At 67.0% G+C, this 23,197-nt stretch carries 22 protein-coding genes; 14 read left to right on the top strand and 8 right to left on the bottom strand.

Annotated features, from left to right (window positions below):
* Window positions 1-39 precede the first annotated feature (39 nt).
* Genes G6N26_RS21445 through G6N26_RS21455 form a run of 3 tightly spaced genes read right to left on the bottom strand, consistent with a single transcriptional unit; the run spans window position 40 to window position 2,010 of the window.
* Window positions 40-1,302 (bottom strand): amidohydrolase family protein, encoded by a 1,263-nt coding sequence (locus G6N26_RS21445; RefSeq protein ID WP_083014872.1) that lies wholly within the window; start codon window positions 1,300-1,302, stop codon window positions 40-42.
* A 36-nt stretch (window positions 1,303-1,338) separates the two neighbouring features.
* Window positions 1,339-1,653 (bottom strand): DUF4286 family protein, encoded by a 315-nt coding sequence (locus G6N26_RS21450; RefSeq protein WP_067165578.1) that lies wholly within the window; start codon window positions 1,651-1,653, stop codon window positions 1,339-1,341.
* Window positions 1,654-1,671: 18 nt separating this feature from the next.
* Entirely contained in the window at window positions 1,672-2,010 is a 339-nt protein-coding gene (locus G6N26_RS21455) for a 2Fe-2S iron-sulfur cluster-binding protein (protein WP_014379137.1), read from the bottom strand.
* Between the two features lie 125 nt (window positions 2,011-2,135).
* Between G6N26_RS21455 and G6N26_RS21460 the strand changes: the two genes are divergently transcribed.
* Genes G6N26_RS21460 through G6N26_RS21475 form a run of 4 tightly spaced genes read left to right on the top strand, consistent with a single transcriptional unit; the run spans window position 2,136 to window position 6,272 of the window.
* Window positions 2,136-3,542 carry a class I adenylate-forming enzyme family protein gene (locus G6N26_RS21460; protein ID WP_083014875.1) on the top strand — a complete coding sequence of 469 codons (1,407 nt, stop codon included), beginning with the start codon at window positions 2,136-2,138 and terminating at the stop codon, window positions 3,540-3,542.
* On the top strand, window positions 3,520-4,425 hold the full coding sequence (locus G6N26_RS21465; protein ID WP_067165571.1) for an acyl-CoA dehydrogenase family protein: 906 nt from the start codon (window positions 3,520-3,522) through the stop codon (window positions 4,423-4,425). Before G6N26_RS21460 ends, G6N26_RS21465 begins: the two co-directional genes overlap by 23 nt.
* Window positions 4,412-5,500 (top strand): acyl-CoA dehydrogenase family protein, encoded by a 1,089-nt coding sequence (locus G6N26_RS21470; protein ID WP_067165568.1) that lies wholly within the window; start codon window positions 4,412-4,414, stop codon window positions 5,498-5,500. Before G6N26_RS21465 ends, G6N26_RS21470 begins: the two co-directional genes overlap by 14 nt.
* Window position 5,501: 1 nt before the next feature.
* Window positions 5,502-6,272, top strand: coding sequence for an enoyl-CoA hydratase/isomerase family protein (locus G6N26_RS21475; protein WP_083014879.1), 771 nt, complete (start codon window positions 5,502-5,504; stop codon window positions 6,270-6,272).
* 18 nt (window positions 6,273-6,290) lie between these two features.
* Here the strand turns inward: G6N26_RS21475 and G6N26_RS21480 are convergent, their stop codons facing one another.
* The gene (locus G6N26_RS21480) at window positions 6,291-7,175 is read right to left on the bottom strand and encodes a proline iminopeptidase-family hydrolase (RefSeq protein ID WP_372509321.1); all 885 of its coding nucleotides are present in this window, start codon (window positions 7,173-7,175) and stop codon (window positions 6,291-6,293) included.
* A gap of 154 nt (window positions 7,176-7,329) precedes the next feature.
* Between G6N26_RS21480 and G6N26_RS21485 the strand changes: the two genes are divergently transcribed.
* The 3 genes from G6N26_RS21485 to G6N26_RS21495 all read left to right on the top strand — a co-directional run bounded on the left by G6N26_RS21485 (window position 7,330) and on the right by G6N26_RS21495 (window position 10,410).
* The gene (locus tag G6N26_RS21485) at window positions 7,330-8,469 is read left to right on the top strand and encodes a thiolase family protein (protein ID WP_067165560.1); all 1,140 of its coding nucleotides are present in this window, start codon (window positions 7,330-7,332) and stop codon (window positions 8,467-8,469) included.
* 7 nt (window positions 8,470-8,476) lie between these two features.
* Window positions 8,477-9,364 (top strand): methylmalonyl Co-A mutase-associated GTPase MeaB, encoded by an 888-nt coding sequence (gene meaB / locus G6N26_RS21490; protein ID WP_083014882.1) that lies wholly within the window; start codon window positions 8,477-8,479, stop codon window positions 9,362-9,364.
* A gap of 131 nt (window positions 9,365-9,495) precedes the next feature.
* A complete protein-coding gene (locus G6N26_RS21495) occupies window positions 9,496-10,410 on the top strand; it encodes a thiamine pyrophosphate-dependent enzyme (RefSeq protein ID WP_179960246.1) in 915 nt (304 codons plus the stop codon).
* Here the strand turns inward: G6N26_RS21495 and G6N26_RS21500 are convergent.
* Window positions 10,403-11,056: a response regulator gene (locus tag G6N26_RS21500; RefSeq protein ID WP_083014889.1), complete on the bottom strand. Its 654-nt coding sequence runs from the start codon at window positions 11,054-11,056 to the stop codon at window positions 10,403-10,405. The genes G6N26_RS21495 and G6N26_RS21500 overlap by 8 nt on opposite strands.
* Window positions 11,057-11,169: 113 nt before the next feature.
* Between G6N26_RS21500 and G6N26_RS21505 the strand changes: the two genes are divergently transcribed.
* Window positions 11,170-12,390: a sensor histidine kinase gene (locus G6N26_RS21505; protein ID WP_083014893.1), complete on the top strand. Its 1,221-nt coding sequence runs from the start codon at window positions 11,170-11,172 to the stop codon at window positions 12,388-12,390.
* 170 nt (window positions 12,391-12,560) lie between these two features.
* On the opposite strand, the gene G6N26_RS21510 is transcribed toward G6N26_RS21505, so the two are convergent.
* Window positions 12,561-13,304: a class I SAM-dependent methyltransferase gene (locus tag G6N26_RS21510; protein ID WP_083014897.1), complete on the bottom strand. Its 744-nt coding sequence runs from the start codon at window positions 13,302-13,304 to the stop codon at window positions 12,561-12,563.
* Window positions 13,305-13,465: 161 nt separating this feature from the next.
* Here G6N26_RS21510 and G6N26_RS21515 point away from each other — a divergent pair, with 161 nt between their 5' ends.
* Entirely contained in the window at window positions 13,466-14,185 is a 720-nt protein-coding gene (locus G6N26_RS21515; RefSeq protein ID WP_083014901.1) for a CTP synthase C-terminal region-related (seleno)protein, read from the top strand.
* A gap of 54 nt (window positions 14,186-14,239) precedes the next feature.
* On the opposite strand, the gene G6N26_RS21520 is transcribed toward G6N26_RS21515, so the two are convergent.
* Window positions 14,240-15,856: an FAD-dependent oxidoreductase gene (locus tag G6N26_RS21520; RefSeq protein WP_083014905.1), complete on the bottom strand. Its 1,617-nt coding sequence runs from the start codon at window positions 15,854-15,856 to the stop codon at window positions 14,240-14,242.
* A gap of 26 nt (window positions 15,857-15,882) precedes the next feature.
* The gene (locus G6N26_RS21525; RefSeq protein WP_067165535.1) at window positions 15,883-16,560 is read right to left on the bottom strand and encodes an IclR family transcriptional regulator; all 678 of its coding nucleotides are present in this window, start codon (window positions 16,558-16,560) and stop codon (window positions 15,883-15,885) included.
* Window positions 16,561-16,686: 126 nt separating this feature from the next.
* Between G6N26_RS21525 and G6N26_RS21530 the strand changes: the two genes are divergently transcribed.
* The 5 genes from G6N26_RS21530 to G6N26_RS21550 are packed head-to-tail and all read left to right on the top strand — an operon-like array spanning window position 16,687 to window position 23,179.
* Entirely contained in the window at window positions 16,687-17,550 is an 864-nt protein-coding gene (locus tag G6N26_RS21530) for an alpha/beta fold hydrolase (protein ID WP_067165532.1), read from the top strand.
* Complete coding sequence (locus G6N26_RS21535) at window positions 17,550-19,274, top strand: bifunctional 3-(3-hydroxy-phenyl)propionate/3-hydroxycinnamic acid hydroxylase (RefSeq protein WP_083014908.1); 1,725 nt, start codon at window positions 17,550-17,552, stop codon at window positions 19,272-19,274. Before G6N26_RS21530 ends, G6N26_RS21535 begins: the two co-directional genes overlap by 1 nt.
* Complete coding sequence (locus G6N26_RS21540; RefSeq protein ID WP_067165525.1) at window positions 19,222-20,139, top strand: 3-carboxyethylcatechol 2,3-dioxygenase; 918 nt, start codon at window positions 19,222-19,224, stop codon at window positions 20,137-20,139. Before G6N26_RS21535 ends, G6N26_RS21540 begins: the two co-directional genes overlap by 53 nt.
* An 8-nt stretch (window positions 20,140-20,147) precedes the next feature.
* Entirely contained in the window at window positions 20,148-21,875 is a 1,728-nt protein-coding gene (locus G6N26_RS21545) for an FAD-binding protein (protein WP_139799081.1), read from the top strand.
* 2 nt (window positions 21,876-21,877) lie between these two features.
* Complete coding sequence (locus G6N26_RS21550) at window positions 21,878-23,179, top strand: LLM class flavin-dependent oxidoreductase (protein WP_067165517.1); 1,302 nt, start codon at window positions 21,878-21,880, stop codon at window positions 23,177-23,179.
* Window positions 23,180-23,197: the final 18 nt, after the last annotated feature.

The following is a 23,197-nucleotide window of genomic DNA, read 5'->3' on the forward strand; positions in this document are numbered from 1 at the left end:
AAAACTCGCCGATTTCGCCCAACGAGTCGACGTTCGACGTTACGACGTGGCCAACTGCTTTTCCTGATAGCGCCGCGCCCACTCGGCACGCGACCGGATCGACACGTCCACGTCAGTTGCCTTGGCGCGCAACGCTTTGACGGTCGCCTGCTCGCGGGGCGTGCGGGCGAACGGGTCCCAGCCGAAGAACCGGCAGGCGTTGGCCCAGGTGATCTTGTTGATGTCGGAGTCGTCGGCGCCGGCGGCGTTCAGTTCGGCCAGCACCTGCTCGGGCGCGTCGGGCCAGAAGCAGTCCGAGTGCGGGTAGTCGCACTCCCAGGCGATGATGTCGATGCCGATCTCGTGGCGCAGCTTCAACGACGTCTTGTCGGTGACGTAGCAGGCCAGCGAATGCTCGCGGAAGACGTCGCTGGGCAGCTTGTCGCCGAAGTCGCGGCGCAGCCATTTCTGGTTGGTGTAGTGGCGGTCGCTGCGGTCCAGGTAGAAGGGGATCCAGCCGATACCGCCTTCCGAGAAGGCGAATTTCAGGTCGGGGTAGTTGCGCATGCCCGGGCCCCACAGCAGGTCCTGGGCGCACATCGCCGAGACCTGGGTGGCCAGGATGATCATGTTGTCGATCGGTGCGTTGGGGGCCATGCTGATCGCCCCGAACCCGGTGCCGATGTGCAGACACATCACCACGTTCTCCTCGGACAACGTGCGAAACACCGGTCCCCAGTAGTCCTCGTCGTGATAGCTCGGAAGCCCTTCCAGGTGCGGCAATTCCGGCATGGTGACCGCGCGGCAACCCTTCGCGGCGACCCGGCGGATCTCGGCGCACATGGCCTCGGGGTTCCAGGTCGGCAGGACGGCGATCGGGATGAACCGATCCGGGTAGGAGCCGGCCCACTCGTCGATGTGCCAGTCGTTGTAGGCCGACACCATCACCAGCGTCACCTCTTCACGATGCATGTTGAGGTGCCGGGCGGAGAACCCGGTGAAGGTGGGGAAACACATCGACGCCAGGATTCCGTTGCGGTTCATGTCCCGGACGCGTTCGTGGACGTCGTAGACGCCCGGACGCATCTCGGCGAAGCCGGCGGGATCGCGGCCCCACTCCTCGGCCGGCCACGACACCACGGCGTTCAGTCCGCTCACGCCCTGCGGCCGGCCCTGGTACATCCACTGGTCGACGCCCTTGTCGTCGGTCACGACGATCGGGGCCTCGTCCTTGTACTTGGCGGGCACGTGGCGCAGGAACATGTCCGGCGGTTCGACCACATGGTCGTCAATGCTCACCAGGATCAGGTCATCGGCCTTCATCAATGTGCTCCTTTTGTGTGCGCGACGCGAACTCGGTCAGCCGCTGCACTCGGTGGTGGTTTCGAGCAGTCGTGGAATCGGCGGCGGGTCCAGCTGCAAGGCATCGGACATGTGCAGCTGGCCGGCGTTGGCGACCATGCCGTCCAGAATCGCCTGCAGATCGTCGCCTTCGATCTCGTAGATGGCGACATAGGGGCCATCGCCGTCGACGGGTCGCAGTCGGCGTGCCGAGACGAATCCGTCGAGCGCCACCAACTCACCCAGGTGCACTTCGTCGTACCAGGTGTTGTATTCGTCTTCTCGTTCGGGCGAGCTGGGCCGACTTTCCACGAGGATGATGCCCTTGGCCATCGCGATCTCTCCTGGCTGCTACTCGTAGCGCACCGTGATCGAGTCTGTATCCGGAACGCCCTGGCACGTCAGAATGTAGCCCTCTTCGACCTCGTCGGGTTCGAGAGCGTCGTTGACCCGCATTGTCGCGTGGCCCTCTTCGAGCTTGGCCATGCACGTCCCGCAGTTGCCGGCCTCGCAACTGAACGGTGGCTCCAGCCCAGCGCGTCGCGCGGTCTCCAAGAGCGTCTCGCCCGGCACCCTGGGCACCGAGACCTTTTTGCGGTCGAGATGAATCGTCACGGTTCCGGCGCCGGAGCCGTTTGTGGCCGGATCTGTCACCCGTGGGGTCTCCTCGATGATCCGGGTGACCGTCACGTGGACCGCCCCCTTCCGTACTTGCATTCTTCAGTATAGAGAATACTATTCTCACGAAGCGATAGCATCTTCTCAAGCACTGTATGGATGTCGGGTCAGCCCGGTCTGTCAGGGAAGGACGGGACGTGACCGAGCCGGCGGCGCTCGTGTACGAGGAACGGCGATTCAGCGCGCCCGAACTTGACGCGTTGGCCGACGGGTGGGCCGCGACCCTGGCCAAAGACGGCGTCTCGGCAGGTCAGCGGGTCGCCGTCATGGCCTCCAACCGGCCGGAGTTCTTCGCCGTAGTGCTCGCGATCTGGCGACTGGCCGCCACGGCCGTCCTCATCAGCCCCGCATGGAAACGCGACGAGGTCGACCATGCGCTCGCGCTGACCGGGCCCGCGCACGCCGTCGGGGACCACCCGGTGCTGGCCGGCCTGACGCCGATGCTGCACCTGGACGAGCCGGTCCCACCCGCCGAGCCGGCCACCGGTTCTGCGCCGCCGCCCGAGGCCGACGCGGCGCTGGTGTTCAGTTCGGGCACCACCGGCCTGCCCAAGGCCGTCCGCCACACCCACAGCTCGCTCGACGAGGCCGTGCGGCACTGGCGCCGCGCGCTGCAGTTGACGCACCGCGACCGGATCCAAGTTGCCACGCCACCGTCACACATCCTCGGGCTGCTGAATCTACTGACCGCGTGGGAAACCGGCGCCTTTGTGCGGCTGCACCCCCGATTCGACATCGATCGGGTGCTGCGCCACATCGAAAGTGACCGCATCACAGTGGAAATGGCGGTCGCACCGATCGCGCTCGCCATCGCCTCGCATCCGGACCTGGAATCCTATGACCTGTCGTCGCTGCGCTACATCATGTGGGGAGCCACACCGGTCAATGCCCACGTCGCCGAGACGGTCACCCGGCGTACCGGCGTGCGCTGGCTGCCCGCCTACGGGACCACGGAATTGCCTGTCATCGCCTGTAATCCGATCGAGGACGCGCGACTCGACACCGTCGGGCGGGCGGTGCCCGGTGTGGACCTGCGCGTCGTCTCGCTGGAGACCGGCCAGCCGGTCGGCCCGGGCGAGGTCGGTGAGATTCAGGCCCGGTCGGCGTCGCTCATGGTGGGTTACCTGCCGACCGAGGCGACCGGCGAGGCGATCCGGGAGGGCTGGTATAGGACCGGAGACGTCGGGTGGCTGGACACCGGCGGATGGCTGCGGATCACCGACCGTCTCAAGGAGATGATCAAAGTCCGTGGCTTCCAGGTCGCGCCCGCCGAGATCGAGACGGTGTTGCATGGTCATCCGGCGGTCAAAGACTGTGCGGTGTTCGGGATTCCCGACGGAATCAACGGCGAGGCGATCGTCGCCGCGGTCGCGACGTCCGCGCCCGTCGAGGCGTCCCAGCTGACCGCCCTGGTGGACGAGAGGTTGGCGTCCTATAAACATCTGAGCCAAGTGGTGTTTGTGCCTGAAATTCCCCGCCTGCCCTCGGGCAAGGTGCTGCGCCGAGTGCTGAAGGAGCGTTATGGATGTACGTCTGACAACTGAGCAACAGCAATTGCGCGACGCCGCCGCCAAGCTGGCCGACGATCTGGGACCGGCAACGGTCCAGGATCTCGACGACCAGACTCGAATCACGCGCCTGGACAAGCAAATCGAGTCCACGGGGTGGCGCTCATTGCGCTCCGATGGGGCCTCGGGGGTCGAAGTGGCCATCGTGGCGGAGGAATTCGGACGCCGGCTGGTGGACACGCCGTTTCTCGGCCCGGTGCTCGCCGACGATCTGGCCCGCCACATTGGCGAAGACGCGTCGGCGGCGACCGTCGCCGTTGCCGATCGGGTGGTCGACGCCCGCGGCGCGCGGCGCGCGTTATCGCTTTTGGGCGGCGCAGTCTCGGCCGCCGATGTACAGGCGGTGACCGATGGCGTTGACCTCACGCGGGCCGAGGCGAAGATCGTGGGTTCGCCGCAGACTCTGGGCGAGGTGTCCTCCGAGGCCGCCGAGCAGTGGCGGGCGCTAGCCCTGGTCACGACGACGGCGGACCTGGTCGGCATCGCCCGCGGCGCGCACGCCGTCGCCTGCGACTACGCCAAGATCCGCGAACAATACGGCAAACAGATCGGGTCGTATCAGGCCATCGCGCATCTGCTGGCCGAAAGCCTTGCGCTGATTGAAGGTTCGGTCAGCGTGTTGCGCCATGCCGCCTGGGCGGTCGACGAGTTGGCCCCCGCCGAAGCCATTCGGGCCGCCCAAATCGCGAAGGTCTACTGCGCGCGCGCCACCCGAACCGTCTGCGAGACGGCCATTCAGGTGCACGGCGGCATCGGCAACACCTGGGAATGCGTGGCGCACGTCTACCTGCGCCGCGCCCTGACCTCGACCGAGCTCTGGCCGGTCGCGTTGAAGGAGATCGATCTTGGACTTTCGTGACTCACCCGATGAGGCCGCCTTCCGGGAGCGGCTGCGCACCTGGCTTTCCGCGCACGCCAAGGAGTTCTCCGGCACGGGAGATGAGTATTGGGCGCGCATGGCCGACTGGCATCGCGCCCTGTACGACAACGGCTTTTTCGGCCTGTCGTGGCCCCGCGATTGGGGCGGCCAGGACCTGGCGGCGGTCTACGACGTCATCGTCGACGAGGAGCTGGTCCGCGCCGGCGCACCGCCGCGACCCAGCGTCGGCTATCTGGTGTACGGCATCGGCGAGCACGCCAACGACGAGGTGCGCAAGCGCTTTCTGCCCGGCATCATCAACGGCAGCGAGCGCTGGTGCCAGGGCTTCAGCGAGCCAGGCGCCGGCTCGGATCTGGCCTCGCTGACCACCACGGCCCGCCTCGAGGGCGACAAGTATGTGGTGAACGGGCATAAGATCTGGACCAGCTATTCCGACGTCGCCGACTGGTGCCTGCTGCTCGCACGGACCGACCCCGAGGCCAAGCGCCACCGTGGCCTGTCGGCGTTCGTCCTGGAGATGAAACAGCCTGGCGTGCAACAGCGCCCGCTGCAGATGATCAACGGGGTCACGAACGAATTCGGCCAAGTGTTCTTCGACGATGCCACGGTGCCGGCGGACCGGATGGTCGGCGCTCCCGGCGACGGCTGGGCGGTGGCGATGACCGTCGTCGGGCACGAACGCGAACCCTCCACACTGGGCTACGCCGCCCGCTACGGCAAGCTCGTCCGAGAGTTGTTGTCGCGCAACGACGGTGAAGTGCCGGAGGAGCTGGCGTGGGCCGCGGTGCAGTCGGACATGCTGACCCATCATGTGCGGCGGCGGCTGTCCGAACAGCTCGACGGGGTGTCGCACGGTTCGGAAGGCTCGCTGGACAAGCTGCTGATGACCTGGGTCGAACAATCCGTCGGGCACGCCGCCCTGGCGGTCGCGGGCACGCGTGATCCCGATCTGCTCAGCGCCTACCTGTACAGCCGGGCGCAAAGCGTCATGGGCGGCACATCACAAATACAGAAGAACATCATCGCCTCACGAATCTTGGGATTGGGAGTCTGACGTGTACGACATGCCTACCGAAATCGCCGTCCAGGCCGACGGCGCGCTGCGCATCATCACGCTCAACCGGCCGGATTCGCTCAACTCGGTCAACGACAACCTGCACGTCGGGCTCGCGCGGCTGTGGCAGCGGTTGACCGACGACCCAACCGCCCGTGCCGCGGTGATCACCGGCGCCGGTAGGGCATTCTCGGCCGGCGGAGATTTCACGTATCTGGAAGAGTTGGCGAATGACGCTGAGCTGCGCGCCAAAACCATCCGGGATGGACGCGAGATCGTGCTGGGCATGGCGCGGTGCCGAATTCCGGTGGTAGCGGCCGTCAATGGCCCCGCCGTCGGGCTGGGCTGCAGCCTGGTGGCCCTCAGCGACATCGTCTACATCGCCGAGGACGCCTATCTGGCCGACCCGCACGTGCAGGTGGGGCTGGTCGCGGCCGACGGCGGTCCGCTGACCTGGCCGCTGCACATCAGCCTCTTGCTCGCTAAGGAATTCGCGCTGACCGGCACCCGCATCAAGGCACCGCGCGCCGTCGAGCTCGGACTGGCCAACCATGTGGTGGCCGACCCGTTCTCGGAGGCGATCGCCTGCGCGAAAAAGATTTTGGAGCTGCCCCAGCAGGCGGTCGAGAGCACCAAGCGGGTGCTCAACATCCACCTGGAGCGCGCCGTGCTGGCCAGCCTGGACTACGCTTTGTCGGCCGAGAGCCAGTCGTTCGTCACCGAGGACTTCCGGGCCAACGTCGCGAAATTCAACGCGGCCAAGAAAAACTGAGGTTGCCGCGCGGCGGCCTCAGGCGTCGTGACCGCGCAGGAAGTCACGCATCACCGAGTCGAACTTGTCCGGCTCCTCGATGAAGGGCATGTGGGCGCTGGACTCGAACAGCTCGAACCGGGAGCCCGCAATGCGCTGGTGCATGGCCCACATGTGTTCGGGCACGCATTCGTCGTAGCGGCCCGCGAGCAGCATTGTCGGCAAGGATATTTCGGGAAGCCGGCCGAACACGTCCCAGTCACGGATCGTCCCGACGATGTGAAAGTCGCTGGGGCCGAACATCGCCTCGAAGACTTCGGCGCCCATGTTTGCGAACGCGTCTTCGAGCTCGCGCGGCCAGGGCCGCACCCGGCACAGGTAGGTTTCGTTCCAGGTGCGGATCGCGGCCTGGTATTCGGGCGCGTACGTGGTGCCGGCGGCTTCATGCCGGTCGATGGCGGCCTGGGTCGCCGGATCCAGCTCGGACTTCAAGCGCGCCACCATCTTCGCGAACTCTGGGATGGACGCGATGCTGTTCGAGATGGTGAGGCTGGCGGCGCCCGAGGGCCTCGCGTCGAGCATGTACTGCTGGGCCAACATCCCGCCCCAGGAGTTACCGAAAAGGTGGAAACGGTCCAGCCCGAGCGCACGCACCACGGCGTCCACCTCGGCCACCGAGCGATCCATCGTCCAAAGTCCACGGTTTGGTGGGCATTTGGACTTTCCGCAACCCAGCTGATCCCAGAAGATGACTTCGCGCTGCGTGGCCAAGCGCTCCAGTGACCGCAGGTAGTCGTGCGGTAAGCCCGGGCCGCCGTGAATGACGAGCAGCGGCAGCCCCGCCCCGCCACCGGTCCGCTTGAACCACACCTCACCGCCCGGGACTCGAATCAGCCCGTCGGGCGCCGTCATCGTGTCCGCCATCAGCAGCAGTGTAGGCAGGCCGGCCCGCGCACGGCGGGTGGCGACCGCGGCAGTCGCTTGCAACTCGCACTCTCCTGCTGAGAGAATAATGTTCTCGTGAATGTGCGGACGGCTTTCGCCGTGCCGCGCCCGCCGGCCGAACTGGAGAAGACCCGTGCCTGAAGCCGTCATCGTGTCCGCCCTGCGTACCCCCATCGGCACCGCCCGTAAGGGCACCCTGCGCGACACCAGCGCGTTCGATCTGGCGCACCACGTCGTCACCGAAGCGGCAACGGATCTCGATCCGGCGCAGGTCGACGACGTGATCCTGGGCGAAGGCCTCTACGGCGGCGGTGTGCTGGCGCGCCACGCGGCCGTCACCGCGGGCCTGACCCAGGTGCCCGGCTTGGCCAACAATCGCCACTGCGCGGCGGGCCAGGCGGCCGTGCAGAGCGCGGCGGCGAGCGTGCGCGCGGGAATGGACCAACTCGTCATCGCCGGCGGCGTGAACTCGGCATCCACGTCGCCGCGGTCCCGGATGCAGGTGGACGGCGACTGGGTCGACTGGTTCCCCCCGACCCACCCTGACCGCCCCGAAGCGCCCAACATGGACATGTCGATCACCGTCGGCTGGAACGCCGCCGTCAAGGCCGGTGTGAGCCGCGAGGAGATGGACGCCTGGGCCCTGCGTTCGCACCGCAACGCCATCGCCGCCATCGACGAGGGCCGGTTCAAGGAGGAGATCGTCCCCATCGACACCCCACACGGGTTGTTCTCGGTCGACGAACACCCGCGGCGCGACACCAGCATGGAGAAGCTGGCCGCGCTCAAGCCACTGCACCCGGAAATCGAGGGCTTTTCCATCACCGCGGGCAACGCCTGCGGCGCCAACGACGGGGCCGCGGCGTTGACGATCGCCAGCGACGGGCTCGGGCTGCCGGCGCTGGCCACCATCCGGTCCTGGGCGTCGGTCGGCGTCGACCCGGCGATCACCGGCCTGGCGCCGGTCGAGGCGATCCCGAAAGCGCTTGGCCGCGCGGGCCTTTCGGTCGGCGACGTGGACCTGTTCGAAATTAACGAGGCCTTCGCGGCGATGTGCGTGGCCACCATCAAGCTCCTCGAGCTCGATCCCGAGAAGGTCAACGTCAGCGGCAGCGGCTGCTCGCTGGGGCATCCGGTCGCGGCGACCGGGGCCCGGATGCTGGTCACCCTGGTGCACGAATTGCGTCGCCGCGGCGGCGGGATCGCTGTCGCGGCGATGTGCGCGGGCGGTGGAATGGGCTCGGCGACGGTGATCGAGGTCGCGGCTCCATAATGCGTACATGACCATCGCTGAGCTGATTGACCGAGCGCGCAACGGATCTCCGCGCGCGGCGGGTCGGCTGCTCAGCCTCGTCGAGGGTGAGCAGCGCGACGAGGTCCTGGGGGCCATCGGGCCCGCGCCGGAGCGCATGGGGCCGGTCATCGGCATCACCGGGCCGCCGGGCGCGGGCAAATCGACGACGGTCGCCGCCCTGGTCGGTGCCTACCGCACGCGGGGGTGCCGGGTGGCGGTGCTGGCCGTGGACCCGTCGTCGCCGTTCAGTGGCGGTGCGCTGCTGGGGGATCGAATTCGAATGGCCGCGCATATCAACGACTCCGACGTACTGATTCGCTCGGTGGCGACCCGGGGCCATCTCGGTGGGCTGGCCGCCGCGGTTCCGGCGGCGATCCGCCTGCTGGGCGCGATCGGCTACGACGTCGTCCTCCTCGAGACCGTCGGGGTGGGGCAGTCTGAGATCGAGATCGCCGCCGTCGCCGACCCGACCGTCGTGATCCTCAACCCTGGGGCGGGCGACGCCGTCCAGGCCGCCAAGGCCGGGGTGCTGGAAGTCGCCGACATCGTGGCGGTCAACAAGGCGGACCGGGACGGCGCCAAGCAGACGGTGCGCGACCTTCGGGCTGAGACCAGCGCCCCGATCGTCTCGCTGATCGCCGCCAAGGGTGAGGGCATCGAGGAGCTGATGGCCGTCATCGAGGACCATCGCCGCACCGACAGCCGCGCCCGGCGGCTGGCCCGTGCCCGCGCGCAGATCCTGTCGCTGGCCCAAACCCGGCTGCGGAGCCAACCCGATCTCGACCGGCTCGCCGAAGCCGTCGTCGACGGCGACCAGGACCCCTACACGGCGGCCGATCGGCTGCTCTCCCCGCGCCCGCCTCAGTCGGACTGACGTCCGCTTGTCCCCCAATCGGGGGAACGGGCATTCATCACCTTTGCGGACCGATCGGCGGAGGTGCGCCGCGCCCACTCGCCCTACGTTGAGCGTCAAGCAGATCGCTTGAGACGGAGGAGGTCCGGCACATGACTCACACACCCGCGATGCCGGCAGCATCTGGACACGACGACAGGCTGGAGCCGTATCGCCGGATGTGGGTCTTGCGGCTGCTCGACATGGCGCTGGAGGAGGCGCGCAGCGGCGGTCTGATCGACGAGGCGCCACGGAAGGAATTCGGGCAGGAGGCGGTGGCCGTCGGTACGGCTGCGGCGCTTCGCCCCGGTGACATCGTCAACGCCACCACCGCCCATGTCCGGCACGCTCAGCACGTCGGCCTGGCCCTGCCGCTGGGTCCGGTCATCGCCGAAATGATCGGCGCGCGGCGCAAAGCCGGCGGGGCGTCGCGCAAGACCGGGGCCGCCGATTGGAAGCAAGCGCTGGCCAACGAGAGCGTTCTGGGGCAGTCGACCCTGTTCGCCCTCGGTGACGCCAACGCGCAGCGGATGACCGGTGAAGGAAAGGTCACGCTGTGTGTGATCGGCGGCTGCGACGCGCACTCCGTCGAATTCACCACGGCCGCAAAGATCGCCGCGACCTGGCGGCTGCCCGTGGTGTTCGTCGTGGAGAACATCCGCGGCGGGTCCAATGCGCGCCGCCGCGCCTACGAGACCGACGCGATGCCCATGCTGTCGGTCGATGGCAGGGACGTCGCCGCCATGAGCGCCTCGGTCGCCGAGGCGGTGCAACGAGCCAGCGCAGGCGGTGGCCCCACCCTCGTCGAGGCGATCACCTACCAGACGAATCACCCCGTGGCCATGGATCCGTTGGTCTTCGCGCGACGGCAGCTAATCGCCGATGGCGTCGACGTCGACCGGCTCTTCGAGGTGGAACGCGGGGCACGCCACCTGGTGGCCGAGGCGATGGCGTCCGCAAAGGCACTCGCCCGGGCGCAGCGGGCCGAGGCCATGCGCGACGCAAATCCCTGGTCGGCAGCTAGCTGAGCAGACCTTGCCGCATTGCCTCAGCGACCGCGGCCGCGCGATCGCTGACGCCGAGCTTCTCGTATAGGCGCTGCACATGCGTTTTGACCGTCGAGGGGGCCACGTAGAGCTCACCCGCGATCGCCGGGATGCTCTGTCCGCGCGCGATCCGGTTGAGGACTTCACGCTCTCGCGCACTCAGCACGGGCGCCGACGGTTCCGCGCGCTGGCGGATTTGTGCGGCGAGGCCGCCGACGAGGGTGGGGGCCACGACGTCGCGACCCTGCGCGCAGTCGAGCACGGCCTTGACGATCTCGCTGCGCGTGGAGTCCTTCAGCACGAACCCGGCGGCGCCCTGCTGCAGCGCCTGGTACACGATCGCCGACTCGTCGTGCGCCGAGATCAGCAACACCCGCGTCGCCAGGCCCTGGGTTCGCACCGCCGCCGCCACCTGCGCGCCGTCCAGGCCGGGCATCCGGTAGTCGAGCAGCGCGACGTCGGGTTGGTGCGTCTTGATCAATTCCAATGCCGCAGAGCCATCTTCCGCCTCGGCGACGACGTTGACCGAGCCGCTCGACGACAAGGCGCGCACCACGCCCTCACGAAAGAGCGGATGGTCATCGGCGACGACCACCCGTACCGTCTCGGGGGCAGCCGCGCCAACCATGGCGGCCAGTGTAGCGGTTTGCCGAGCACCGGCGTCCGCCTTTTCTGGGTCGGCCGATGAGTCATTTTCCAGTTTGCTTCGGGCCGGTTTGCGCCGATGAGTACGGTGATCGGGTGGCAGGTGCCGGTGACGCCGAACTGGAACGGGTGCGCACAATTCATCAATTGCGCTCGTATCGAATCGGCTCGGTGCTGCGGATCGGTGTGGTGGGCCTGATGGTCGCGGCCATGATTATCGGCACCGACCGGCACGAGTGGCCGCGGGAGAGCATGCTGATCGTCCTGTACGCGTGCGTCGCATTCTGCGCGGCGGCGTTGGCCTTCGCTCCGTTCCGGCGATGGATCGGGATGGGCCGATTGGTCGCGATCGGCCGGCTGGAGCCGTTTGCGTTCACCGTCATCGACATCGTCGCGCTGACGGTCTTTCAGCTGCTGTCCACCAATGGGGTCTACCCCCTGCTGATCATGGCCATGTTGCCGGTCCTGTTGGGGCTCGACGTCTCGTCGCGTCGGGCGGCGGTGGTGCTCATCTTCTCGATGCTCGGGTTCGCGATTGCCGTGCTGCAAGATCCGGTGATGACGAGCGCGGTCCGATTGCCGGAGGCGGGTTTTCGCTTCCTGCTCTATGCGTTCCTGTGCTGCGCGGCCTTCTTGGTGGTGCGTATCGAGGAGCGGCATACGCGCTCGGTGGCCGGGCTGAGCGCCTTGCGGGAGGAACTGCTGGCCCAGACGATGACCGCCTCGGACGAGGCGGCGCGCCGGATCTCGGAGTTCATTCACGACGGGCCCCTGCAAGACATCCTGGCGGTGCGTCAAGAGCTCGTCGAACTGGACACCGCAATCCCGGGCGATGAGCGCATCGGCCGGGCGTCGGCCGGCTTGCAGCTGGCCTCGGAACGACTGCGGCAGGCCACTTTCGAGCTGCATCCGGCGGTTCTCGAGCAGGTCGGCTTGGGCGCCGCGGTCCAGCAGCTGGCGGAGCTCAACGCGCGGCGTTCCGGCATCGAGATCTCCACGGACATCGACTATCCCGGGCGCAGCGCCATCGATCCCGTGGTGTTCGGGATGGTACGTGAACTGCTGTCCAACGTCGTGCAGCATTCCGGGGCCCGCAACGCGTCGGTCAGGCTCGGGATCACCGAGGGGACCTGCGTCTTGCATGTGGTCGACGATGGCGTGGGATTCAGCCGCGAGACCGTGATGCGTCGTCTGGGCGAGGGGCACATCGGCCTGGCGTCACACCGCGCACGAGTGGAGGCCGCCGGGGGAGCGACGGTCTTTCTCGATGTCCCGGTGGGCACTCACGTGTGCGTCGAAGTGCCGCTCAAGGACTGACCGCGCCGGGTCGGCGGTGGGACCGTTTGGGTGGTCACACGCGTCGCGTGGGCACTAGTTTCGCTGGCATGAAGTGAGTGTGAATTGCGCTATCACCGGCGCTAGCAGATTTGAGACTCGCCTATTGGTCGGGAACGCAGCCGGTATGGCGGCTAACAAAGGCCCACGTCTCAGTCGCAATCAGTGATGAGAAGGCGGTAGCCGGCGTCGAGCTGTTGTTTCTCCAGTAGTTCCGGGTGTCGTCGTTGCCATCGTCCGGAGCGCAGGTCGGCCTCGAGCCGGCCCAGTCCTTCGGCCAAGGCGCCCTGATCGGCATAGGCCAGCATGGAGATGCCCGCGCGGACGGTGGCGTCAAGGTAGGCCGCTGGCCGGCGCCAAAAGGCGGCGCCGAATCCGTCGGTGCAGTCATGCGGTATGGGCACGGTGTGCACCTGGGCACCGCCCAACAGCTCCACCAGTCGTTCGATCGGTACGTACAGCGCCTTGTTGATCCGAGCGGCGGCGGGCAGATATTCACGCAGCAACCAGAAGTCGTCGATCACCGCCTGATCCCAGGTGAAAACCACGACTCGGTGGCGGCTGACCCGGCGCAGCTCGCCGATCCCGGCGGGCAGATCGCTCCAGTGGTGCACGGTCAACAACGCCATTGCGGCGTCAACGCACTTGTCCCGCAGCGGCAATGCCTCCGCCACGGCCTGCACACACGGCGCCGCTCGCGGTGAACGCTGGGCGAGCATCACCAGGCTGGGTTCGATCGCGACGACGGTCTGGGCCGGTTCATACGAGCCGGTGCCCGCCCCGACGTTGACGACGGTGTCCATCGCGGCGAGTGCCTCTCGCACTTGCGAAGCGATCCGCGGGTCGGGTCGACGGGTGCTGCGATAGGTGGTGCCGATCCGGTCGTAGGCAACCATCGATTCAGAATGACGCAGGCGAGTCCTATTCCGCCAGCATGACCGTGAATTTCAGCAGCACCAGTGGCCGTCGGGGGCATACGCTTCTCGACCCGAAAACAATTTGCGTGTAGCAACATGGGCTGCCACCCTTGAGAGGCCTCAGCACGAAAGAGCCAGCGATGAAAGACCCGTTAAACATCACGGTGATCGGCGATTTCGACAGCTCCTATGCGCCACATATTGCCACCAACAACGCGATAAACCATTCAGCGAAGTTGCTCGGCGTACAAGCCGCCGCAACTTGGCTGGCCACCGAATCGCTCGAAACGGACCTCCGGCCGGTCAAGATTGCGGATGCGTTGTGGTGCGCTCCCGGCAGCCCTTACCGTAGCTTGCGCGGAGTGCTTGCCGCGTTGCGCTTCGGGCGCGAAAGCCATGTGCCAACGTTGGGTACATGTGGTGGATACCAGCACATCGTTCTTGAATTCGCACGCAACGTACTCGGCTTCCAAGACGCGCAACATGCCGAATACGACCCGTACAGGTCTCGTCTGTTCATCTCATCGCTGACGTGTTCGCTGGTGGGGCTGACCATGCCGGTCAACCTCGAGCCGGGAACCCTGACCGCGAAGTGCTATGGGAAGCGACGTATTTTCGAAAAGTACTACTGCAACTTTGGATTGAATAGGGCCTATCGAACAGCGCTGGAGGAAGGTGGGCTGCGCGTCACCGGACTCGACGATGATGACGAAGCTCGCGTCCTTGAGCTACCGGACCACCCGTACTACATCGCCACATTGTTTGTTCCACAGAATCGCTCGACCGTCGAGGAACCACATCCGCTCGTGACACGACTGTTGTCCGAGGCGGCCAACCGCAAACTTGCCGCGCAGCACTAACAACTTAGGTCGCGACCGACGCTGTAATAGCCCTCGCTCGCTGCCCACGGCCGGTTACTTCAGGTCGACGGACTTCCCGGTCGCGGCGGTGTGGCCCGCGCGGTAGCCGAAAACCATTGCCGGACCTAGTGTTCCGCCCGCGCCGCCGTAGGCCCGCCCGGTCACACCGCCCATTGCGTTGCCGGCGGCGAAAAGCCCCGGTATCGGCTCGCCGCCGACGTGCAGGACGCGCGCGTCGTGATCGGTGCGCGGGCCGCCCTTGGTGCCCATCGCACCGATGCTCACCGGCACCGCGTAGTACGGGGCGGTGTCGATCGGGCCGAGCGTCTTGCCGGCCTGCGTCGTCGCGCTGTCGTCACCCCAGTAGCCGTCGTAAGCGCTGGAACCCCGCCCGAAGTCGGGGTCTTCGCCGGCGGCCACGTGACGGTTCCAGCTCTCGACGGTGCGGGCCAGGCCGCCCGGATCGATACCGGTCTTGGCGGCCAGCTCGGCGAGGTCCGCCGACTCGCAGAACCATTCCGGGACGGACTGTCCCGGCTCGACGCCGAGAAATCCGTAGCGCTGTAGGTGAACCGAATCGAACACCATCCATCCGCGATCGTTGACGTACCCGCCGCGAGGATCCAGGTAATGGAAGGCGCCGGCCATCGAGTTGTAGTCGCAGGCCTCGTTGACGAAGCGCTGCCCCGCGGAGTTGACGATGATGCTGCGCGGTCGCGTTCGTTCCAGACGCACGCTGCGGCTGCGTGGCTTGCCCTCGATGGTGTCGCCCGGGATCTGGACGATCGGCACCCACCACGCCTCGCCCATGTTGGCCAGGTCGGCGCCGTGGGCCATCGCCATGCGCAGCCCGTCGCCGGTGTTGTTGGGTGGCGAGACCGCCCCGTGCATGGGGCCGCGCAGAAAGGCTTGTGCCAGAGCGGGATCCCACTCGAAGCCGCCGGTGCCCAGGATGACACCGCGCCGGGCGCGGACGCTGATCGTGCGCTCCGGCAGGGCGACGCGCACGCCGGTCACCTCTGACCCCTCGGTGATGAGTTCCTCGGCCCTCGCGTTGGTGTGGGGGGTCACCCCGGCGTCCAGCAGACCCTTCAGCAGCCCCGCGATCAGCGCGGTGCCCGCGACGCACAGGTGGCCAGTGCGTTCGTCGATCGCCGCGTGCAGGCGTGCCCTGGTCTCGGCATCGAAACCCACGTTGGACCAGTCGGCCGGGAAAGACGTGATCTGCGTTGCCCATTCGCCCAGTTGGGCCAGATCGAACGGGGCGGCGCTCAGCGATCGGCCGCCTGTCGGTTGTCCGCCCGGCAACTCCGGCCGATAGTCGGGGAAGCCCGTCGCGATCTCGAACTGCAAGCCGCTGTGCGCCTCGATGAAGTCGAGCATCGCCGGGCCAGTGCGCACAAACGTCTCGACCAGCTCGTCGTCCATCGAGCCGAGCGACTGGGCGCGCAGATATTTGAGCGCGTCGGCGGGCGTCAATTCGCCGTCGGGAGAACGGTTATGGGCGGGGATCCACACGATGCCGCCCGACACGGCGGTGGTCCCGCCGACCGTCGCGGCCTTTTCGTAAACCTCCACCGATGCGCCCGCCACGACCGCGGTCAGCGCGGCGGTGAGCCCCGCGCCGCCACTGCCGAGCACGACGACATCGACTTCGTGATCCCATGGCATGGACTGCTATCCCTTCAGTTCAGTGGCTAGCTCAGTAGCTCCGACAGTTGCTTGGCGGCCTTGACGACCGCGTCTTTTCCGCGCATCACCACGTCTTCTCGGTGCGAGATGAGGTTGATGCACGTCGGTGGGGACGGCGCCGGGCGGCGCACCCCCACGGCCAGGCCGTAGGTATTCGGTTCGATCTCGCCGTAGGTCGTCACCCAGCCGCGCTCGCGCGCCCGCGAGACCAGCTCCCGTTCCCCCGGACGCGGAGGCATGCAGGCGAGCAAGGCGATCCCAGCGGCGCCGCGGTCGAGCGCGTATCGGCTGCCCTCGTGAAAGGAGAGCTGGTAGGCGACGTGGCTGGGCACGATGACCGCGATCGCCACTTGCTGGTCGCCCTCGGCGATGAGCAGCGAGACCGTCGTGCCGAGATCGTCGGCCAGCGCGCGCAAGGTCGGCAGACTCAGTTGACGCACGTTGCGGTCGAACGACGCGCCGAGCACGGCGAGGCCGGCCGCGGGGCGGTAGCGCCCGTCTTCACCCTTGGCCACCAGCCGAAACTCGGCCAGGGTCGTCAGCAACCGGTAGGCGATCGTGCGGTGTACCCCGACCTGATCGGCGAGCTGCTGCACCGTGAGCCCGGTGGGGGAGTCGGCCACCATCTGCAGCGCGGTGAGACCCCTGGCCAGGGTTTGCGACCCGGTACCGGAACCCGTCACAGCCTTGACAGACCTTCCCGCGAGAGCGAAGCTCTATATATAACGCACATCAGTGTGCGATATTAGCACACGATGTACGTCGAAAACGAGAACGAGATTTCCCCGATCTGGAGGCCGGACAGGACCGTGGCGGAGTTCGAGAGCATATGGAGCGATCTCCAGGGCGTCGCGTTTGAGCAGGGCTACCTCGACGCCGGAGGAATACGAACCCGCTACCTACGGGCCGGGGACCCGGGCAAGCCGGTGCTGGTGCTGTTGCACGGATCCGGCGGTCACGCCGAGGCTTACGTGCGCAACCTGGCCGCCCACGCGGATCATTTCTGGACCTGGTCGATCGACATGCTGGGCCACGGCTACACCGACAAGCCGGGCCACCCGCTGGAGGTCCACCACTATGTCGAGCACCTGATGGCCGTGCTGCGCACCATCGGTGTCGATCGCGCGTGCATCAGCGGCGAATCCCTCGGCGGGTGGGTGGCCGCGCGCGCCGCCGTCGACCACCCCGACGTGGTCGATCGCCTTGTGCTCAACACCGCCGGCGGCTCGCAGGCCGACCCAGCCGTGATGCAGCGGATCATCACCCTGTCCATGGCGGCCGCCGAGGATCCCACCTGGGAAACGGTGCAGGCGCGAATCAAATGGTTGATGGCCGACAAGTCCCAGGACTATGACGACCTGGTCGCCAGCCGCCAACGCGTCTATCGCCAACCGGGATTCGTCTCCGCCATGCGCGACATCATGGCGTTGCAGGATCCCGAGATTCGGGCACGCAACATCCTCGGGCCGGCCGAGTACGGCTCGATCATCGCCCCGACGCTGGTGCTCTGGACCAGTGACGATCCGACCGCCGATGTCACCGAAGGCCGGCGCATCGCGACGATGATCCCGGGCGCGCGCTTCGAGGTGATGCCCGGCTGCGGTCACTGGCCGCAGTATGAGGACGCCAAGACCTTCAACCGCCTGCATCTCGATTTCCTGCTGGGTCGCTGATGTCGGCTCCGGGGCAAGAGACACCTGACACCGAGACCGACGTCCTCGTCGTCGGCGCGGGCCCGGTCGGTCTGACTCTGGCCAACATCCTTGGCCTGCAAGGGATCCGCACGATGGTGGTCGAAGAGCGGGACACCCTCATCGACTACCCGCGGGGGGTGGGACTCGACGACGAGGCGTTGCGCACGTTCCAGTCGATCGGGCTTGCCGACCGGGTGCTGCCGCATACGGTGCCCAACCAGATCCTGCGCTTCATGGATGCCAAGCGCCGCGTACTCGCCGAAATGGCCCCGCCCGACGCGCGTTTCGGTTGGCCGAAGAGAAATGGGTTCGTACAACCGCTCGTCGATGCCGAGCTGCTGGCCGGCCTGGACCGATTCGAACACGTCGAGGTTCGGTGGGGCAGCCCGATGGCCGGCTGCCAGGAAGACGCTGACGGCGTCACCGTCGAGCTCGGCGGCGGAGCCGAAAACAACGGCGACACAATGCGACTGCGGGCGCGGTACGTCGTCGGCTGCGACGGCGGCCGCAGTATGACCCGCCGCGTGATGGGGGTGTCGTTCGACGGGACGACGTCCTCGACGCGGTGGCTGGTGGTCGACATCGCCAACGACCCGCTCGGGCATCCGAACAGCGAGGTCGGCGCCGACCCCGAGCGCCCCTACGCCTCGATCTCGATCGCCCACGGTATTCGCCGCTTCGAGTTCATGATTCACGCCGACGAGACCGACGAACAGGCCGAAGACCCGGCCTTCCTGCAGCAGATGTTGGCCCGGATGGTGCCCCACCCCGACCGGGTCGACGTGATCCGGCGCCGGGTCTACACGCACCACTCGCGGATCGCCGGCGCGTTCCGCCAGGGTCGGCTGCTGCTGGCCGGCGACGCCGCGCACCTGATGCCGGTGTGGCAGGGGCAGGGCTACAACAGCGGGATTCGCGACGCGGCGAACCTGGGTTGGAAGCTGGCCGCGGTGGTGAGCGGCCGCGCCGACGATAAGCTGCTGGACACCTACGACGTGGAGCGCCGCAAGCACGCGCGCGCGATGATCGACCTGTCCACCATGGTGGGCCGCGTGATCTCACCGACCAACCGGCGGGTAGCCGGCGCGCGTGACCTGCTCGTGCGGTCGGCGTCAATCGTTCCGTCGCTCAAGCGATATGTATTGGAAATGCGCTTCAAGCCGATGCCGCGCTATGAACACGGGGCGGTCGTACACGCCGCGCCCGGCCGCGCCGATTCGCCGGTCGGGACGCTGTTCATCCAGCCCCGGGTCGACACCCGAGACCGACAAGATGTGCTGCTCGACGACGTGCTCGGCACTTGGTTCGCCGTGGTGTGCTGGAACAACAACCCCCGCAAACTCCTCGGCGAGGCCGCATTCGCAAGCTGGAAAGCCTTGGGCGCGCGCTTCTTTGCCCTGCGGCCGGTGACGCAGTTGCACTGGACCGGCCACGACGATCCCGACGTCGTGGTCGTCGGTGATCGGCGCGGTGACCTCAAAGCGTGGTTCGACACCCACTCGGATTCGGTGCTGTTCCTGCGGCCCGACCGATGCATCGCGGGCGCGTGCATCGCTCAGCGCACACCCGACCTGAGCGCCGCGCTCCTTGACGTGCTGACCCTGACGCCGCAAGGGGGTGATTTGCAAAGTGGCACTGGCTCTGTGCTGTATGTCGCACAGCCCGCTCCTGAGTCTTCCGGGGCCGTCGCGGGACCTGCTTGACGATATCGAGGGCGCGATCGCCCAAGCGCGAGGGTTCGTCGAGGATTTCGATCCCGAACTCGTCGTCACCTTTTCCCCGGATCACTACAACGGGTTCTTCTACAAGGTGATGCCGCCGTTCTGTATCGGCATGAGCGCCACCGGAGTCGGGGACTACGGCACCCACGCGGGCCCGCTGGACGTCCCGGAGGACCTCGCCGGCGACTGCGCGAAGGCCATCCTTGACGCTGGTGTCGACATCGCCGTATCGGCCAGCATGGACGTGGATCACGGCACAGTCCAGCCACTCGAAAAGCTGTTCGGCGAGGCCACTTCTCGTCCCGTGATCCCGATCTTCGTCAACGCGATCGGAGTGCCGCTGGGCCCGATGCACCGTTGCCGAGCGCTCGGAGCCGCCGTCGGCGCCTATCTCGCCACCCTGGACAAGCGCGTCCTGGTCCTGGGCTCCGGCGGGCTCTCCCACAGTCCGCCTGTGCCGACGCTGGCGACCGCGGGCCCGCCCGTGCTGGAGCGCATCGTGCACGGGCGGCCGATGACCTCCGAGCAGCGCCAGGCGCGGCAGGCGGCGGTCATCGACGCGGCCAAGAGCTTCGCCGCCGGCGGCAGTGACCTGCAGCCCCTCAACCCCACGTGGGATCACCGATTCCTGGAGATCATCGACGGCGGATGGCTCAGTGAACTCGATCAGTGGTCGAACTCGTTCGTGGCCCACGAGGGCGGCAGCTCCGCGCAAGAGATCCGCACGTGGGTAGCGGCGTTCGCGGCGCTGGAGGCCGCGGGACCCTACGAAACCACGGGACGCTACTACAAACCCGCCCCCGAGCTGATCGCCGGTTTTGCCATCAGAACGGCACTTCCGAAATGACGGACGCAGTGGACGATTTCGATCACGTTGTCGACGTACTTATCGTCGGGTCAGGCGGGGGAGGCATGACGGCCGCCCTGACCGCCCAGGCCGCCGGGCTCGACGCCTTGGTGGTCGAAAAGTCCTCCCACTTCGGGGGTTCGACGGCGTTGTCCGGCGGCGGTATCTGGGTTCCTGGAGCGCCCGCGCAGCGCCGCGAGGGCTACGCCCCCGAAGCCGAGGGCGTGGTCGGGTACCTCAAGCAGATCACCGACGGCCTGGTCAGCGAGGCGCGGATACGGCGATACGTCGAGACTGCGCCGCAGATGCTCCAATTCCTCGAACAACTGTCCGAGTGGTTCGAATTCGTCTGGAAGCCCGGGTATGCCGACTATTACCCGGAGCTGCCCGGGGGCTCCGAACTCGGTAGCACCATCAACGTGCCGCCCATCGACCTGCGCAAGTTGGGCGAGGACGAGCAGCAGCTGCTCCAGCCGCTGGCACTGGCGCCCAAGGGGATCTGGTTGGGCCCCAAGGAATTGCGCACCTTCTACCGCATCCGTCAGTCCTGGGCCGGCAAGGGCGTGTTGCTCAAGCTGATCGCGCGGATGGTCAGGGCCAGGGTGTTCGGCGAACGGATGGCCGCGATCGGGCAGTCGCTGGCGGCCCGCCTCAGGCTGGCGCTGCGGGAGCGCGGTATCCCGCTGTGGTTGAACTCCCCGATGGTCGAGTTGCTCACCGACGCCGACGGAGCGGTGACCGGGGCGGTGGTGGAAACCGGCGGCAAGTCCCGGCGGATCGGGGCGCGGCTGGGTGTGATCCTGGCGTCCGGCGGGTTCGACCACGATCTCGCCTGGCGCAAGGAGCTGCTACCCGAGGTGGACCAGGATTGGAGTTTCGGCAACCCGGCGGCGATGGGCGACGGTATCCGCGCGGCGCAAAAGGTCGGCGCGGCCACGGACCTGCTCGACGAAGCCTGGTGGTTCCCGGCGATCCAATGGCCGGACGGCCGCATGCAATTCATGCTCAACGAACGGATGATGCCCGCGCAGTTCATCGTCAACGGCGCCGGCAAACGGTTCATCAACGAAGCGGCCCCGTACATGGATTTCGGCCACGCCATGATCGAGGGCCAGAGATCCGGCGTCACGCACATCCCGTGCTGGCTGATCACCGACCACCGGTCGTTCAACCGCTACGTCGTCGGGGGACACCTGCCGATACCGAAGATCCCGTTCGCGCCCGTGCCGACCGGCCGCAAGGTTCCGCCGGCCTGGCTGGAATCGGGCGTGGTGAAGGAGGCGATGACGTGGGAGGAAATGGCGACCAAGATCGGCGTGCCCGCGGGCCAGCTGGCCGAAACCGCCAGCCGCTTCAACGAACTGGCCCGCAACGGCCACGACGACGACTTCAACCGCGGCGACAGCGTGTACGACAACTACTACGGCGATCACACGTTACCCAACCCGAACTTGTATCCGCTGGGCGATCCGCCGTACTACGCGTTCCGGATCGTCCTCGGGGACCTCGGGACGTCGGGCGGGCTGCGCACCGACGAGCACGCCCGCGTCCTGCGAACCGATGACACCGTGGTACCGGGCCTCTACGCGGTGGGCAACGCCTCCGCACCGGTGATGGGCCGCAGCTATGCCGGTGCCGGTGCGACCATCGGCCCAGCAATGACCTTCGGCTTCGTCGCGGCGAAACACGTTGCGGCACAAGCAGCCAATCAAGCCGTTAATACTCATAGGAGGTAACAATGAAAATCTCGCTGTTCTACGAATTCGCCCTGCCGCGGCCCTGGGCGCCCGACGACGAGCACATCATGATGCAGGACTGCCTCGACGAGGTTGAGGCCGCCGACAAGGCGGGCTTCTCCACCGTGTGGCTGACCGAGCATCACTTCCTCGAGGAGTACTGCCATTCGACGGCGCCGGAGATCTTCCTGGCCGCGGCCAGCCAGCGCACCAAGAACATTCGCCTCGGCTTCGGCATCATGCACCTGCCGCCCGTGGTCAATCACCCCGCCCGCGTCGCCGAACGCATCGCCACGCTCGACCTGCTCTCCAACGGCCGCGTCGAGTTCGGCACCGGCGAATCGTCGTCGGTCGGTGAGCTCGGCGGATTCAACATCGACCCCGCCGACAAGCGGGCCCAGTGGGAGGAGGCCCTCGAGGTCTCGATCCGCTGCATGATCGAGGAGCCGTTCACCGGTTTCAACGGCGAGCACGTCCAGATGCCGGCCCGCAACGTCGTGCCCAAGCCGCTGCAAAAGCCGCATCCGCCGGTCTGGGTCGCCTGCACACGGCCTGCCAGCGTGCAGATGGCGGCCCAAAAGGCCATCGGCGCTTTGAGTTTCGCCTACACCGGCCCCGGGCCGCTGACCGAGCGAGTCAATGGCTACTACAAGGAATTCGAAGAGAACGGCGTCCCCGTGACTCCGCGCATCAACCCGAACATCCTCGCGATCGGCGGCGACCTGTCGATGATGGTGGCCAAGACCGACGAGCAGGCGCTGCAGCGACTCGGTCAGGGCGGCGGGTTCTTCTCGTTCGGCATCATGCACTACTACATGACCGGAGTGCACACGCCCGGGCGGACCGGAGTGTGGCAGCGGTATCTCGAAGAGGTCGAAAAGGATCCGACGCTGGCCTACGGGCCGGGCCGGGGCGCAATCGGGTCGCCCGCCACGGTGCGCGAATTCCTGCGCGGCTACGAAGAGAGCGGCGTCGACGAGATCATCCTGCTGCTCAACCCGCGCAGCCACGAGGGCACCATGGAATCCATCGAGCTGATGGGCAAAGAGGTGCTCCCCGAATTCATCGAGCGCGACGCGAAAGCCGTGGCGGAAAAGGCGAAGCGGCTCGAGCCTGTCATCGAGAAGGTGGAGGCGCGCCGGCCGAAATCGACCGCACCACAGTTCGATGAGGATTACTCGTTTGGTGGACTGCCCACCGGCCGCGGCGGTAAGTTCACCGCCAGCGAGATCCCCGAAGCCATGGCGGAGATCAACGAAGGCCGTGTGCAGGCGGCGCAACGGGCGAAGGACCAGCAGAAGTAGAGCTGGAGTTCTACCAGG

The organism is Mycobacterium marseillense, from assembly GCF_010731675.1.
In the GTDB taxonomy this organism is placed as follows: domain Bacteria; phylum Actinomycetota; class Actinomycetes; order Mycobacteriales; family Mycobacteriaceae; genus Mycobacterium; species Mycobacterium marseillense.